Origin of the sequence: Bradyrhizobium oropedii, assembly GCF_020889685.1 — a bacterium.
In the GTDB taxonomy this organism is placed as follows: domain Bacteria; phylum Pseudomonadota; class Alphaproteobacteria; order Rhizobiales; family Xanthobacteraceae; genus Bradyrhizobium; species Bradyrhizobium oropedii.
Window position 1 is genome coordinate 19305 of record NZ_JACMYO010000041.1, and the last position, 15923, is coordinate 35227.

Consider the following 15923-nt stretch of genomic DNA (forward strand, 5'->3'; position numbering starts at 1 on the left):
CAGAGTACGCTGCTGATCACTTCAACAGGCTGAACAAATGGCTCGAGAAAGAAGGAAGCTCTTCCCGGTATCAATTCAATATGCTCTGTCCTAAGAGCTTCAACGTATTCTTTCAAAAGCTTCGAGATCACGAACTTGCGGAGTTTCGCTCGGAGTTGGACGTGACGATCGCTAAAGCTATAAAGGCCGCTCCTTAACGCACCCATTAGTAGTTGTGCACCGCGGGAGTGTCGTGTGGTGCAGCGGCCCGCGATTCTGCAGGGATCCACGCGCGGCTCCTCCCGGAAACTGCACACCTTTTGAGCGATAGGCTGATAGGCTTCGTAGTCGCGCCAGAAATCGTCCGTGTGCAAGAAGAGGAATACGGGCAAGAGCTCATTTTTTCATGAACGAACGCGTCCGCTTCGGGTCATCTGCAGACTCACGCCTAACATCGGCATCACATCTGCTTCTCTTAAGAAGAGCAGACGTGACAAACTCAAAAACGCTAGTGCCGAGATTCGTAAAATGCTCGTGTAATGTAGGCAATTGACCTACCGATCGACGGCAATCTTAGGTCGAGTGACTGCGGGCTGTGCAAGCAGGGATCGAACTCGCAGACGGCGGATTTTTAGTTGGTTGAGCGAGAGAGGTTCAAAACCGGCCCCTTATGAGGGCTTTGTCTTTCGCGAAATGCCGTACCGTACCAATTTCCGGCGTTCTAGGATTCGGAGAAAAACGCATTCTCCAGGCCTATTCACGGCTCATTTTTAGTACGGCCGACATTCTCCAGCGCGAGAAAATGCATGAAAACGGCCGAGTTTTCGGACCTGTCTCCGTCTTGAGGTACGAAATGATAGGGCGCGGTGGCGGAGAGAGTGGGATTCGAACCCACGGTACGGTTTCCCGCACACACGCTTTCCAAGCGTGCGCCTTAAGCCACTCGGCCATCTCTCCGGGAGGCCTCTCTTGAAGGGACGGGGCGGATTTTGCAAGGGGCGCGCGGCCGGAGCACGAAATTTCCCCAATTGATTGAAAATATTGGGTAAATTGGCGGCGGCATCAGCCGGACCGCGCCGCCTTGTTTGCGGCTACGCGCGATTTTGGTCGGTGGCCGGTCAAAGACCGGCGCAAATCAGACCACGCGGTCGATCCATCGATCCTCGTCACGCCCAGGTGCGCAATTGCGCACCTCGGGGCACGCGGCTTTACCCCCGAGATCTCTTCCTTTGCTCGGGGCCCGTGGGTGCGATCGGCACCGGGCTCCCCGCGCCCTCTGCGAACAGAGCGGCCAGACGAAATGCGAAGCTCGGGCGAAACCTGCCGCGAGAATGCGGTTGCATGATTCACAGATCGCGCCACACCCTCGCCGTCGTCCCTGCGAAAGCACTAGTGCATGCACATATCTTTTCGAGTCGAAAAACCGAATCTTGATCAAGCACTTACCTGGTCCGCGATGATGGAATTCGGCTAATGCGCGCCAACGAGAACGCGTTGTTTCTCTGTGGTCTTAGACCAAGTCTTTGAAAAGACTCCGAAAGATATGTGCATGCACTAGTGCGAAAGCAGGGACCCATAACCACAGACGGTTATCATTGATAGACGGTGGAACGACGAATCCGGTTCGCTACACGGGCCGCGAAGTATCTGTCCCTGCTTTCGCACGGACGACGCCCGGAAGAAGCCGCGACATTTCGGCTCAAGCTCCACCGTCGCTGGAATACTGGATCACCGGCGTATGCCCTCGCGGGTGATGACACCGAGTGCCCGGCTGCTTGATACTCGAATCCGAAACTGGCGAGGCTGCCGGCGTTACCGCCATTGCGATCGCGCCGCACCGAGGTGGGCACGGCGCCATGCGCCTTACCCATCCTCCACATTCAGTGTTCGCTCAGTGATAGCGCGCGGCAAAATCCGCGGTGCGGCGCGGCCACAGGGTTGGTGGTTCCGGCAGCGCCGCGTTCCCCGCACTGTGCGTATCCTGCAGCGCTTCGATGAAATCGGCGAACCATTGCTGGATGGTGCCGCTGTTGAGCTTCTCCATCATCGCTTCCCAGCGCATCCGCCGCTCGGTCAGCGGCATCGCGAGCGCGGTTGCCAGGGTGCGGGCCATGCCGTCGATGTCGTGCGGGTTGACCAGCAATGCGGCGTCGAGCTCGTTCGCCGCGCCGGCGAATTTCGACAGCACCAGCACGCCGGGATCCGCCGGGTTCTGTGCGGCGACATATTCCTTGGCGACGAGGTTCATGCCGTCCTGCAGCGGCGTCACCACGCCGACCTGCGCCGTGCGATAGAGCCCTGCGAGCACGCCCTGGCCAAACCCCTTGTTGAGGTAGCGGATCGGCGTCCAGTCCACCTCGCCATGCACGCCGTTGACGTCGGTGACGAGCTTCGCCACCTCGCTGGCGAGATTGCCGTAGGCCTCGATCGCGCCACGAGACGGCGTTGCGATCTGCAACAGCGACACCGAACGTCTCAGGTTCGGATGCAGCGACCACATCTTGTCGAACGCCTTGATGCGGTTGACGAGCCCCTTGGAATAATCGAGCCGGTCGACGCCGATCGCGAGCTTCTCGCCGTTGAGGCTACGCCGCAACCGCGTGACGTCGGGATGCGTCATCGCCTTGGTTGCCTGCTGCGCGAACTTGCCGGGATCGATGCCGATCGGAAACACCGCAGCGCGGGTGCGGCCGAACGACGAATTGATCACCCCGTCACGCACCTCGAATTCGAGATCGTTCCGCACGTAGCTGAGGAAATTCTCGCAGTCCTCATCGGTCTGGAAGCCGATCAGGTCATAGGACAGCATCGCCTCGATCAGCTCGCGATGATTGGGCACGCCCGCGATCACCGCGCGCGCCGGCCACGGCGTGTGCAGGAAGAAGCCGATCGGCTGCGTCACGCCGAGATCGCGCAATTCGGCGCCGAGTGCGAGGAAGTGATAATCCTGGATCCAGAACACGGAATCGGGCTTGCGGAAGCGCAGCAATGCGCGCGCCATGAACGCGTTCACTTCGCGATAGCTCGTGTAGTCCTCGTGCGAGGCGCGAATCAGATCGGCGCGCGAATGCATCGCCGGCCACAGCGCCGAATTGGCGAAGCCTTCGTAGTAGCCGCCATAATGCGCGGCCGGCAGATCGAGCATCGCCAGCGCGCCCGCACCGAGAGCTTCGACTTCAGCGAAAGGTTCCTTGTGGTTCCCGTCGCGGACCCGTCCGCTGGAACCAACCCATATTGCCCCTGTCTTTTCCACCACCGGCAACAATGCCGCTGCAAGGCCCCCCGTCATGGGTTCGTTAGGTTTTCCGCGTGAGACGCGGTTCGATACGACGACGAGGTTCACCAGGTCCCCTCCTGTTGGTCAACTCGCGTATTAACAACCATTCATCAAGATGGTTCCTGATCAAGGAATCTCCCAAATGAAACCAAATTCTGGCAAAGGGATAGGGAACTCGCGGGAACTCGCGAAAAGAAAAATTCACGCGAGATGCACGCTACGACGCAAAACAACCGTATTCGGCCGTGCGTGGCGCAACGTGCGGTGCAGATGATTTGGTTAGGACAGGCTGACGTCCCTATCATCGTCGAGCAGGTGTGCGAGAAACGCGCGCACATCGCTCGGCCCGCCGAAATGTCCGTCGACGCCGAGTGCACGACGGCCGACCGAGAATGACAGACCGTTGAAGTCCGGCATGATCGCAAACACCGTCTCGTCGGTGACGTCGTCGCCGATGAAGAACGGACGGCGTCCATTGAACGGCTCATGCGTCATCAGTTCGAGCACGCCGGTCGCCTTGGTGAAGCCGGAATGCTTGATCTCGCAGACGCTCTTGCCCGGCAGCACCTCGATCGGCGCATTCGGCAGTTCGGCGCGGATTAGCGACACCGCTTCATAGATCGCCTTCTCCGCCTGCGGCGCGAGCCGATAATGCAGCGCCAGCGAATAGCCCTTGTCTTCGAGCAGAATGCCGGGGCTGAGCTTTGCGATCGCGGCAAGGCGGCGCTTCAATTCCTTGTCGAGCGGCGGCGCATGTGCGGCGACCGCCTCGCTGTCCGGCTGCAACCGCATCTCGGCGCCATGGCCGCCGATCGCGGGAAACACGTCCGGCGCGAAGATCAGATCGATGTCGTTGAGCGAGCGGCCAGAGACCAGCGCCAGCGCGCCGTTGGTACGCTCGTGCAAATGCTTCAGCGTGTTCGACAGTTCCGGCGGCACCCAGACCTCGCGCGGCGTCGGCGCGAAATCGAGCAACGTGCCGTCGATGTCGAGCAGCACCGCGGTCTGGCGGAGCGGCGGAATCAGCGATGCCGGCGCCGGCACGCTGTCGGTCGTCGCGCGAGGTGCGATGTCATCATCCAGAGGCATTTCGGCCACGTCATGCTTCGTCATAGTCTACTCCACAAATGCCAGTGGTCGCGCGACAGATTCGAGCGATTTCCGCTCGGCCGCGACGGCATAACGCCATGCGACGGCTGCGGCGACCAACATGAGTGCCGACCCCAAGAGGTAGCCGGCGAAGACGCTGTTGCGCGATCCGGTATCGATCAGCACGCCGAACAGCGCCGGTCCGATCACGCCGCCGATACCGGTACCGACCGCATAGAAGATCGCGATCGCGAGCGCGCGAACCTCCAGCGGAAACGTCTCGCTGACGGTGAGATAGGCAGCGCTCGCCGCCGGCGAGGCGAAGAAGAAGATCACCATCCAGGCGATGGTCTGGGTCTGCGCACTGAACACGCCGATCGAGAACAAATAGCCGGACAGCGCCAGCAGCACGCCGGACACAGCGTAGGTCAGCACGATCATGGTGCGGCGGCCGAGCGTATCGAACAGGCGGCCGAGCAGCAGCGGCCCGAGGAAGTTGCCGGCGGCGAAGGGGAGGATGTACCAGCCGACATTGCTGGCGGCGATGCCGAAGAAATCGGTCAGGATCAGCGCGAAGGTGAAGAAGATCGCATTGTAGAAGAAGGCCTGCGCGGCCATCAACGTCAGCCCGACCAGCGAGCGCTGCCGATAGGTGGAGAACAGCGTCACCGCGACCTCGCGCAGCGGCGTGTGATCGCGCATCCGGAGCTTGATCTTCTCAAAGCCCTCGCTCGGCTGTTCGCGACCGAGCACGGAGGTTTCGATATCGGCGACGATCTTGTGCGCTTCTTCGGGGCGTCCGTGGATCATCAGCCAGCGCGGGCTTTCCGGAATCCACATCCGCATCAACAGCACGACGAGACCAAGCACCGCGCCGGTGAAATAGGCGATGCGCCAGCCGTGATCCGGCGCAAGCAACGCGGGATCGAGCAGGATGATGGCGCTCAGCGCACCGATCGCAGCGCCAATCCAGAAGCTGCCGTTGATGACGAGATCGGTCCAGCCGCGATAGCGCGCCGGCACCAGCTCCTGAATGGTCGAATTGATCGCAGTGTATTCGCCGCCGATGCCGGCGCCGGTGAGGAAGCGAAACAGCGCGTAGCTCGCGACGTTCCACGACAGCGCGGTCGCGGCGGTCGCCGAGAGGTAAACCGCGAGCGTGATGAAGAACAGCTTCTTGCGCCCGATCCGGTCGGTGAGCCAGCCGAAGCCGAGCGCGCCAAGCACGGCGCCGGCGAGATAGGCGCTGCTGGCAAGACCGACATCGGCGTTGGAGAAGCCCATCGTCGGGCTCTCCTTGAGCGCCCCCGACAACGCGCCTGCGAGCGTCACTTCGAGCCCGTCGAGAATCCAGGTGATCCCGAGCGCCAGCACGACGCGGGTGTGAAAGCCGCTCCAGCCGAGATTGTCGAGCCGCAGCGGAATCGAGGTCTCTATGATGCGGTCGTCACCGGGCATGGCTGGAGCCACCGCCTCGTGCGTCGTCGCAGAGCTCAATTGTGTCCGCTGTGTCATCAGAATGAACCAATGAGAAAAGCCCCGGAACGACGTGTTCCAAGGTTCGCTCTCTCGGAATTGCGGCAAACGGAGTGCCCGCCACGCGATGTCAACGCCGCAGGCCAGCAAGGGTTCCCGCAATGCGGCATAGGAACCGCGGTCACAGGGAACGCGCCGAAAGGTCGCGTTGAAGCACCAGTTCGAGTTGGATTGATGCTGTCGTCCTGGCGAAGGCCAGGACCCATTACCACCACTGTCGATTGGTGTATGGACAACTCGCCGCTTGCCCCTTGCGAGGGCCACGGCGTATGGGTCCTGGCTTTCGCCAGGACGACGGTGGTTAGTTCAGCGCCAGCTACGCCGCGCGGATATTGGCCATGAAGCGGTCGAGCTCCTCGCGCAACCGCGAGCTCTCGACCGACAGCGAGCGGGCCGAATTCAGCACCTCTTCGGAGGCGGCGCCCGTCTCGGTGGCGCCGCGATTGACCTGGGTGACGCTGGAAGCGGCTTCCTGGGTGCCTTGCGCAACGTTCTGCACGCTGCGCGCGATCTCCTGCGTAGCCGCGCTCTGCTGCTCGACTGAGCTTGCGATGTTGGTCGCGATCCCTGAGATCTGCCCGATCGTGCCGCCGATCTCCTTGATCGCGGCAACCGATTCCTGCGTCGCGGCCTGCATGCCGGAGATGTGGGTGGAGATCTCGTCGGTGGCTCGTGCGGTCTGGCTCGCCAGCGACTTCACTTCGGAGGCAACCACCGCGAAGCCACGGCCCGCATCGCCCGCACGCGCAGCCTCGATGGTGGCGTTCAGTGCCAAGAGATTGGTCTGCTCGGCGATCGCCGTGATCAGCTTGACCACGTCGCCGATCTCCTGCGCGGCGCGCGAGAGCTTGCCGATCCGCGCATCGGTCTGCTCGGCCTGACGCACGGCGGAATCGGCGATCTGGCTGGATTCCTTGGCGCGGCGGCCGATCTCGTCGACCGATGCCGACAGCTCCTCGGTCGCTGATGCCACCGACTGCATGTTGCTGGAGGCCTCCTCGGAGGCGTCGGCGACCTGGCTCGACAGGTTCTGCGTGGTCTCCGCGGTCCGCGTCAGCGTCCCCGCCGCCGATTCGAGCTGCACGGCGGAGGCCGACACGTTGGAGACGATCGAGCCGACGGCGGATTCGAATTCGTCGGCAAAGCGAATCAGCTCATTGCGCCGCGCGGTCGCGCTCGCCTTGTTCTGCGCTTCCTGGGTCGCGGCATCGCGCTCGGCCTTGGCGATCGCCTGGACCTTGAACTCTTCCACAGCGCCGGCCATCTCGCCGAGCTCGTCGCGGCGATCGAGGCCGGGCAGCACGACGTCGAAATTGCCCGCCGCAAGCTCGCGCATCGCCGCGCACATCGCCGCGATCGGCCGCGAAATGCCCTTGCCGAGCAGGAACGCCCAAACCAGCCCGAGCACGAAGCTGCCGGCGGCGAGCATCAGGATCAGCTGCTCGGTCTCGCCGATCATGGAATGCGATTCGTTCTCGAGCCGCTTCTGGTCGGCGAGCAGATCGGACTTCATCGCCGCCGCGCCCTGGCTGATGGCGGCCGCGGATTCGGTCATCTCGACGGTCAGCTCGTCGATCGACTTGGCATTCGCGATCAGCTTGGCGAGCGCCTCGCGATACTCTTCGAGCAGCGCGGTGATGTCCTTCACGCTCTGGGTGATCCGCTCATCCTTGGAGGTGATGCCTTTCACCAGATTGTCGGCGAATTTCAGCCGGGCGAGCGCACTGGAGGCGACGGTCTTGTCGCCGTTGACGACGAAGCCGTTGACCGCCCCGGTGATCGACAGCAACTGGTCGGCCACCTTCTTGGCGCCGAACTGGATCGACTGCAGCTCGGAATCATCGGCGTTGCTCGGGAGATCGTCGAGCTTGTAGCGCATCGCGGTCGCGCTGCGGGTGAGCTTGTTCTGCGCGATCTGCGCGCTGTCGTCCTTGATGCGGACGATCTCGGCAAAGATCTTGGTGAAGGCGCGGAATTCGCGCTCCAGCTTGGTGACCTGCTCGAGCCGGGCCGGATTGGTGGTGCCCTTCATCGACGCCACGATGGCGTCCTTCAGGCTGGCCTCGGCGGCGAGCGCGGCCTTGGCGTCGTCCTCCTTGCCGGTCGCGACGTAGTAGCGCGCCAGCGAACGGTAGGAGATCATTTCGCGGTCGATGTTGCGGGCGAGGTCGGCTTCCGCGACGCTCTGGCGGTAGGAGCCGACACCGGCGGAGACCCGCTCGAAGCCCATATAGGCAAAGCCCATGGTGGCCGCCGACAGCGCCAGCGTGACGGCAAAGCCGAGCATGATCTTGGCTTGAAATCTGAGGGTTGGGAACCTGATCGAGAGCGATCGCTTCAGTCCCGGCATTCCAACCCCCGTCTTCATTCTGAAAACCACGCGGGGTCCGGCAGCAACCCGCCCCAGCCCCGGAGGGCAAAACTAAGGCAGAATCAATAAGGCCCGGTAAATGGGCAGCGGCCGTTCGGTTCGGCGCGGTACTACCTTGGTCGGGCCAGAGGGGTGGGCAAGGTGATTGACGCGCGGGGCCGGCCCGATACTTTAGAACCGATCAAACCTGTCCCTGCCCGGGCCGGGAGAACACATCGGGAGGTGTCCCATGTCATCGCGTCGACCGGCGCCGTTGGCGCTCGCGGCGAGCGTAGCTGCCGGCGAAGTGGCCCGGCCAATGACATTCCCCCTCACGACCTAGATTATAAAGACGGACTTGGCCGCGAACCATCGCGGCATGGCCCGGACGCCCTTACGACCCGCGCGAGCCCAGCCGGCCGCGCCAAGAAAAGCAAAAAATTCTGGTCAGGGAGAACGCCTTTGGCGAACGAGAACGGCAGCGCCACTGACAGCATTGTCGTGGTGCAGGCAAAGACCGACGGACCGCGGGAGGCGGCGGACGAGATCGCGCGCCAATTGGCGGCGGCTGATCTCGCCATGCTCGTGGTGTTCGTGTCGCCGTTCTATGATCCGAAGCAATTCATTGCCGAGCTGTCGCGGCAGGTGCCCGACGTTCCGATCTTCGGCTGCACCACGGCCGGCGAATTGTCGCCTGGCGGCTGGGACGAGGACAGCGTCGTCGCGATGGGCTTCAACGCGGCCGATTTCGTCATCGCAGCCCGGCCGCTGTTCGATCTCGCGACATTTCGGGTCGATCATGGCCGCTCGATCTGCACCGAGTTGCAGAACGAGTTCGCGCTGCGCACCGAACATTGCGATCATACCGACGATTCCTTCGGGCTGCTCTTCATCGACGGCATGTGCCAGCGTGAGGAGACCATCATGTCGGCGATCTACGCTTCGCTCGGCGACATCCCGGTGGTCGGCGGCTCCGCCGGCGACGGCCTGCGCTTCGAGAAGTCCTGGGTCTTCCATGGCGGCGAGGCCTTCACCGACGCTGCCGTCCTGATCCTGATCCGGACCCGGCTGCCGTTCCGCCTGTTCAAGTGCGACCATTTCGAGCCGACCTCGACCAAGATGGTGGTGACCGAGGCCGACATCGAGCACCGCATCGTCAAGGAATTGAACGCCGAGCCGGCCGCGCTGGAATATTCCCGCGCCGTCGGCCTCAGCGACAGCAAGCTCGAATTGTTCTCCTTTGCCGCGCATCCGGTCCTGGTCCGCGTCGGCGGCGCCTATTACGCGCGGTCGATCCAGCGCACGAACCCCGACGGATCGCTGCAATTCTTCTGCGCCATCGACGAGGGCATGGTGCTGACGGTGGCACGCGAGCGCGACCCGATCGACGTGACGAGCCGCATGCTCAAGGAGCTGACCGAGGATCTCGGCGAGGTCTCGATGTTCATCGGCTTCGAATGCGTGCTGCGCCGGCTCGATGTCGAGCAGCGCCAACTGTCGCGGGAGATGTCGGAGCTCTATCGCAGCAACAAAGTGATTGGCTTTCAGACCTATGGCGAGCAGTATCGCTCAATGCACGTCAACCAGACGCTGACCGGCATCGCCATCGGCAAGCGGGCACTCGCGCCGCAATGACCGACACCAAAACCACGCGCATTGCGGCCCTCGAACGCGAAACCGAGAAGCTGCGCAAGATCAACGCGGCGCTGATGTCGCGCGTCGAACGTTCGACCGACCAACAGCTCAACGCCTTCTCGCTGTTCGAGACCGCCATTGCACTCGACCAGCAGGTCCGCGACCGCACCCAGCAGCTCAAGCAGGCGCTGCAATCGCTGGAGAAGACCAACGGACGCCTGCTGCAGGCCAAGCAGCAGGCCGAGGCGGCAAGCTCGCTGAAATCATCGGTGCTGGTTTCGGTGACGCACGACCTGCTGCAGCCGTTGAATGCGGCGCGGCTGACGCTGTCCGCACTGACCGAAATGGCAACCGAGCCAAAGAGCGTCGCGCTGACCGACCAGGTCGACCGTTCGCTGGCGACGCTCGAAGACATGTTGCGGACGCTGCTCGACATCTCGAAGCTCGATGCGGGCGTGCTGCGGCCCGAATTCGGCCCGGTCGCGATTGCCTCGCTGTTCGAGCCGCTGGAGCAGGAATTCACCGCGACCGCCGCCAAGCGCAACCTCGGCTTCCGGATCATGCCGTCGTCTGCCGTGGTCCGCTCCGATCCGCTGATGCTGCGCAGGATCCTGCAGAACCTCGTCGCCAATGCGCTGCGCTACACCCAGCGCGGCACCGTGCTGATGGGATGCCGCCGCAAGGGCGACGACATCTGCATCGAGGTGCACGACACCGGGCCGGGCATCCCGGAAGCCCAGCGCGAAGCCATCTTCGTCGAGTTTCAACGCGGCGAGACCAGTGCCGGCGACAAGGCGGGCATCGGACTCGGCCTGTCGATCGTGCGCCGGTTTGCCGACCTGCTCGGCCACAACATCAGGCTGAATTCGCGCGCCGGAAAAGGCTCGGTGTTCTCGGTCACGGTGCCTCGCACGCTCGATCCTGTTGCGATCCCCGTGCGCGAACAGGCCAGCGTCGACTATCGCTATGGCGGTATGGAGGGCGCGAAGATCCTGCTGATCGAGAACGACCTCTCGAGCGCCGAGGGTCTCGCCCATCTGCTGGAGAAATGGGGTTGCGACGTCGCGGTGACGATCTCCAAGACCGAGGCGCTCGAACGCATCCACGCGCTCGACGGCATTCCCGACGCCATCATCGCCGACCTGCACCTCGACAATGGCGAGACCGGAATCCAGGCCGTCGATGTGATCCGCGGCGAAATCAACGCCAAGGTTCCGGCGATCATCGTGACCGCCGACTACTCGGCCAAGGCCGCCTCCGACGTCTCGGCCTTCGGCCACGAACTCCTGAAGAAGCCGATCAAGCCGGCCGAGATGCGCTCGCTGCTGTCGTTCCTGCTGGCGGCGGAGCAGTCCGGCGCGCGGTTATGATTCAGCGTTGTGCGACGAGGCCGTCACCGGCGCATGGTCGTGCTTGCCGAAATCGAGCTTCGACAGCGCGATGATCGCCTCGGTCCGGCTGCGTACGCCGAGCTTCCGCAGGATCTCGGAGACGTGCACCTTCACGGTGGTGACGGAGATATCGAGCTGATAGGCGATGTGCTTGTTCTGCAAACCACGGCAGATCATGTCGAGCACGCGAAGCTGCTGCGCGGTGAACTGGCCGAGCTGCTGCACCAGCTCCTTGGTCTCGGCCTGGCCCTTCCGCGCCGCGGCCGTGTCGCGGAATCGCGTCGGCAGGCACACCGCGCCTTCGAGGATGCCGCGCAACAGACGCGCCAGCTCGACCTTCGGTGTCGATTTGGGGATGAAGCCGGAAATGCCGAGCGAGATCGCGCCGCCGATGATCCGGGAATCGTCATGCGCCGACACGATCACCAGCGCACTGCGCGGCGCAGCGGCCCGCACCCGGTAGGCACCGAGCAAGCCCGTGGTTCCCGGCATCGACAGATCGAGCAGAATCAAATCAAGCCCGTCGCGCGCGGCGATCACATCCAGCGCGCCGTCGATCGAGGTTGCCTGCAGCACCTCGGCGTCGGGAAACTCGGCGCTTATCACTCCGATCAGGGCGGCACGGAACAGCGGGTGATCCTCGACGATCAGCAGTCGAGGCGCACCCGCCTTTTCGAGCGGCGGCTCGTCCGCCAGGGGCGCGGTCGTGGTCAATGCTGCGCCGTCCTCCCTCGGATCGCTGATGACAGCCATTATGTGCACGACGTTATCTCAAAGCCGACCGAGAGCCTATAGGCGGATAGTCAATGCGTTCGCCTCGCAGCGCAGCAAGCGACTAAGGCGCCTTCTCCGCCTTCGTACCCGCGCTGGTCTCAAGGACCGGAAGCGGAATCTTGCCGAGCTCGATGATCGCCTTGTTGCGGCTGAACAGCTTCAGCTTGCGCAGTATCTCGGTGACATGCGCCTTGACCGTGGACTCCGCGAGCTTGAGCTCGGAGGCGATCTCGCGGTTCTGCAGGCCGCGGACGATCAGATGAAGCACGCGAATTTGCTGCGGCGTCAGCTTCTGAATCCGCTCGCGCAGCGTCCGCGCCGTCTCGGAATGATCCAGCGCGCCGACCGCGACGAAATCCCGCGGCGCCGAGACCGATCCGCTCAGCACGCGCGCGATCGCCTGCGACAGCTCGCCGAGCGAGGTCGATTTCGGCAGATAGCCGACCGCGCCCATTTCCAGCGCCTCGCGGATGGTGTGCTTGTCTTCTTCACTGGACACGATGGCGATCGGCAGCCGCGGATAGCGATCCCTGATCTTCTGGAAGCCGGAGAAGCCGACCACGTCGGGCAGCAGCAGATCGAGCAGCGCCAGATCGATATTCGGCTCGCTGGCAAGGATGCCAAGCGCCCCCTTGATCGAGGTGGCCTCATAGATCCGGGCATCGGGATGCGAGATGCGGATGGCGTTGCCAAGCGCCTCCCCGAACAGGGGGTGATCGTCGATGATCAGGAACCCCATCATGAGGACCCTCGCACTGCTCTTTGCTGGTAGCGGCAGCTAGTTCGACCCGCCGGTATCCTGCACGCTCTGCAGATAGGCATATACGTTTCTGAGCTCGTCGTCGCTGAAGACATCCTTCCAGGCCGGCATGCCCTTGGCCGGCCGCCCGTCATGGACCGTCTTCCAGAATGTCGATTCCATGTCGTCAGCATAGCGCTTCTTCAGCAGCCTGAGGTCGATCTTTCGCTCGGCCTGCACCGCGTCCGGACCGTGGCAATGGGCGCAGGTTCCGTTGAACACCTCCCGGCCCGCGTTGGCGTCCCCGGCAGCCGCGGCGGTTTGCACCGGCTTCTCGGCCGCCGTCGCCTGCCCGACCGTGACCGGCTCGCTTGTCCCGACGGACGATATCGTCGCCGGGGCCATTTGGCCAAACTTCACGGGAGCGCCGTTCGGCGCACCATATTTGGCAAACAGGGCCGAAATCTCCGGCTGCAGCGACGGCAGCACGCCGTCGACCTCATCGCGCAGCGCGCCGGAGGCCTTGGCGAAGCCGATCGCGGTCGCCCAGAGCAGGCTGTCGCCCTCGGTCGACACGATCTGGTACTTGTCACCATAGGTCGTCTTGTTGAGCCAGCCCGCCACCGGCGCCCAGATGAACGCGATGTCGACCTTGCCCTGTTCGAGGGCCGTCATGCCCTCCTCCGGGCTGAGCACGGTGACCTTCTGGATATCGTCACGCATCGCCAGCAGGTTCTGCGGCGTCGATTGATATTGCACCGCAACCCGCAATCCCCTGAGGTCGTCGACGCCGGCAAACTTGCGATCTTTGGCGCCGACCAGCGCGTAGCCTTCATGAGCGATCGGCTTCGAGAAGATCACCGCCGGCCCCATGAAATCCTCGATCAAGGGCAGGCCGACCATGGCGTCGCACTGCTTGCTGAGCAGCGTCTCCCGCACGGTGCGTTTGCCGAAATAGGACTTGTACCAATTATAGCTCACCGTGCGGCCGAGCTTTTGCGCCACCGCCTGGCCGATCTCGAGATAGAGGCCGGGCTTGCCCGGCTCGTCGCTCGAGAACGGCAGATTGGTCGGATCAGCGCAAAGCCGCAGCAGCGGCTTGGCCTCCTCCGCGCCGGCCGGGAAGGCCGGCGCGAGCAACGTGGCGGAGAGCAGCACGGTCCGGATCGCCTTTCCCAACCGTGCGCTGCGCGCAGAGCTGGGCACTTCATTGGACTTGATGCGGGACACGGACAATGCTGCCTCCTCGTGACGGTGGTTACTGCAGGGCGAACACGAACAGCGACCCGCCTTCCGGCGCCGCGGCGACCATCTTCTTGCCGATGTCACCGAGGAAGGCCGGCAGCGCCGCGGTGCGTCCGACCACGATCGCGACATACTGCTTGCCGTCGACCGAATAGGTCACCGGACCGGCGCCGATGCCGCTGCCGAGGTTCTTGCTCCACAACACCTTGCCGTTCTTGGCATCGATGGCGCGGAAGTCGCCGTGCAGATTGCCTGAAAACACCAGATTGCCGCCGGTCGTCAGCGTACCGCCGTTGAAGGGCAGGTCTTCCTTGATGCTCCACACCTTCTTGTTGGCCACGGGATCCCAGGCCACGAGTTCGCCGAGGAAGCCGCCGGGGCCAGGCTTGGTCGGGAATTCGGCGCCGAGATAGAACACGCCGCGCTTGTAGTTCACGTCACTGACCGACCAATCCATGCAGACATTGTTGCTCGGGATGTAGACGAGGCCGGTCTGCGGGTTGAACGACATCGGCTGCCAGTTCTTGCCGCCGATCAGGTTCGGGCAGATGTCCTTGGCGGGGTGGCCGGGGCCGGGGCGCTTGTCCGGATCCTCTTCCGCCCGCATCGTGTTGATGTCCCACTTCTTGGCCCAGTTGGCGAAGACGTACTTCTCGGCCGAGATCACCTTGCCGGTTTCGCGGTTGGCCACGAAGAAGAAGCCGTTGCGGTCCGCCTTCATCAGAACGGGTGTTTCGGCGCCCTTGATCTTCAGGTCGGCGAGCAGCAGCTCGTTGACGCCGTCATAGTCCCAGGCGTCGGCCGGCGTGCCCTGGATGTGCCACTTGATCTTGCCGGTGTTGGGATCGATCGCCAGCGTCGAGGCCGTATAGAGATTGGTCAGCTTGCCGAAATTGCCGTCGCCGGTGGAGCGCACGCCCGTATTCCACGGCCCCGGATTGCTGGTACCCCAGTAGACCGTGTCGGACTTGGCGTCGTAGGAGCCGACCAGCCAGGCGGCGCCGCCGCCATGCAGCCCGGTGTCGCCCTTCCAGGTATCGCTGCCGGGTTCACCCGGCGCCGGCACCGTGAAGGTCTGCCAAAGCAGCTTGCCGTCCTTGAGGTTGAAGGCCTGCAGCGAGCCGCGGACGCCGTATTCGCCGCCGCCGAAGCCGGTGATGACCTTGTCGCGGACGATGAGCGGCGGCGAGGTGATGACCGAGCCCTGCTTGTAGTCGACGACCGTCGAGGTCCAGAGCTCCTTGCCGGTCTCGGCATCGAGCGCGGTCAGCTTGCCGTCGAGCCGGCCGACGAAGATCTTGCCGTCCGCATAGGACACGCCGCGGTTATTGACGTCGCAGCAGGCATATTGAAGCACGTCATCCGGAATGTCGGGCTGCCAGGTCCATTTGCGCGCGCCGGTCGCGGCGTCGATCGCATAGACGTATTTCGGACCCCATGAGGTCGACACGTACAGGTTCTTGCCGATCACGACTGGCGACGATTCGTTGGAGCGCAACGACGCAAGCGACAGCGAGTAGACCAGTTGCAGCTTGCCCGCATTCTCGGAATTGATCTGCTTCAGGGGGCTGAAGCGCGTATTGCCGTAATCGTGGCCGGCGATCGCCCATCCGTTCGGATCGGACGCCGCCTTCACGACGGAATCATTCGCTCTCGACGCACCAATGCCTGCCATGACCATGGCGACCAGCGACACGCCGGCAAAGAAAATCCCGCTCCTCAGCTTCATTGGCTTCCTCCAATATGGTTTCGTTGCCGCGATGGATGCATCGCGGGCGCGGATCGCTACCGAATTTCATGAACCAGCGATCTTCTGTCGCTGCATCGGCGGTGAAAATGACAGCAACGCAGTTGCGTCGTTATAGGCGGAAGGTAGTAGCAATCGCGGCGGCGATTTCGGCGTGCCGC

General features: G+C 63.3%; 10 protein-coding genes and 1 tRNA gene. 2 read left to right on the forward strand and 9 right to left on the reverse strand.

What is annotated here, in order from left to right; translation table 11 throughout:
- Positions 1–846 precede the first annotated feature (846 nt).
- From H8A95_RS14045 to H8A95_RS14065, 5 genes are all read right to left on the reverse strand, one after another.
- Positions 847–936: transfer RNA gene (locus H8A95_RS14045), tRNA-Ser, on the reverse strand.
- A 934-nt stretch (positions 937–1870) separates the two neighbouring features.
- The gene (locus tag H8A95_RS14050) at positions 1871–3322 is read right to left on the reverse strand and encodes a trehalose-6-phosphate synthase (protein WP_229183672.1); all 1452 of its coding nucleotides are present in this window, start codon (positions 3320–3322) and stop codon (positions 1871–1873) included.
- A gap of 213 nt (positions 3323–3535) precedes the next feature.
- Positions 3536–4345 (reverse strand): trehalose-phosphatase, encoded by an 810-nt coding sequence (otsB, locus tag H8A95_RS14055; protein ID WP_229183693.1) that lies wholly within the window; start codon positions 4343–4345, stop codon positions 3536–3538.
- Between the two features lie 27 nt (positions 4346–4372).
- Entirely contained in the window at positions 4373–5803 is a 1431-nt protein-coding gene (locus H8A95_RS14060) for an MFS transporter (protein WP_229183673.1), read from the reverse strand.
- Positions 5804–6197: 394 nt separating this feature from the next.
- Positions 6198–8231 (reverse strand): methyl-accepting chemotaxis protein, encoded by a 2034-nt coding sequence (locus H8A95_RS14065; protein ID WP_229183674.1) that lies wholly within the window; start codon positions 8229–8231, stop codon positions 6198–6200.
- Positions 8232–8693: 462 nt separating this feature from the next.
- Between H8A95_RS14065 and H8A95_RS14070 the strand changes: the two genes are divergently transcribed.
- Both H8A95_RS14070 and H8A95_RS14075 read left to right on the forward strand, forming a co-directional pair.
- Complete coding sequence (locus tag H8A95_RS14070; protein WP_229183675.1) at positions 8694–9866, forward strand: FIST N-terminal domain-containing protein; 1173 nt, start codon at positions 8694–8696, stop codon at positions 9864–9866.
- Positions 9863–11236 (forward strand): ATP-binding response regulator, encoded by a 1374-nt coding sequence (locus H8A95_RS14075; RefSeq protein ID WP_229183676.1) that lies wholly within the window; start codon positions 9863–9865, stop codon positions 11234–11236. The genes H8A95_RS14070 and H8A95_RS14075 overlap by 4 nt, the downstream gene beginning before the upstream one ends.
- On the opposite strand, the gene H8A95_RS14080 is transcribed toward H8A95_RS14075, so the two are convergent.
- The 4 genes from H8A95_RS14080 to H8A95_RS14095 all read right to left on the reverse strand — a co-directional run bounded on the left by H8A95_RS14080 (position 11231) and on the right by H8A95_RS14095 (position 15744).
- Positions 11231–12010, reverse strand: a complete 780-nt coding sequence (locus H8A95_RS14080; protein ID WP_229183677.1) for a LuxR C-terminal-related transcriptional regulator — start codon at positions 12008–12010, stop codon at positions 11231–11233. The genes H8A95_RS14075 and H8A95_RS14080 overlap by 6 nt on opposite strands.
- Before the next feature lie 82 nt (positions 12011–12092).
- A complete protein-coding gene (locus H8A95_RS14085; protein WP_229183678.1) occupies positions 12093–12773 on the reverse strand; it encodes a response regulator in 681 nt (226 codons plus the stop codon).
- A gap of 36 nt (positions 12774–12809) precedes the next feature.
- Complete coding sequence (locus H8A95_RS14090; RefSeq protein WP_338027846.1) at positions 12810–14000, reverse strand: c-type cytochrome; 1191 nt, start codon at positions 13998–14000, stop codon at positions 12810–12812.
- Positions 14001–14028: 28 nt separating this feature from the next.
- A complete protein-coding gene (locus H8A95_RS14095; protein WP_163159695.1) occupies positions 14029–15744 on the reverse strand; it encodes a PQQ-dependent methanol/ethanol family dehydrogenase in 1716 nt (571 codons plus the stop codon).
- Positions 15745–15923 lie beyond the last annotated feature (179 nt).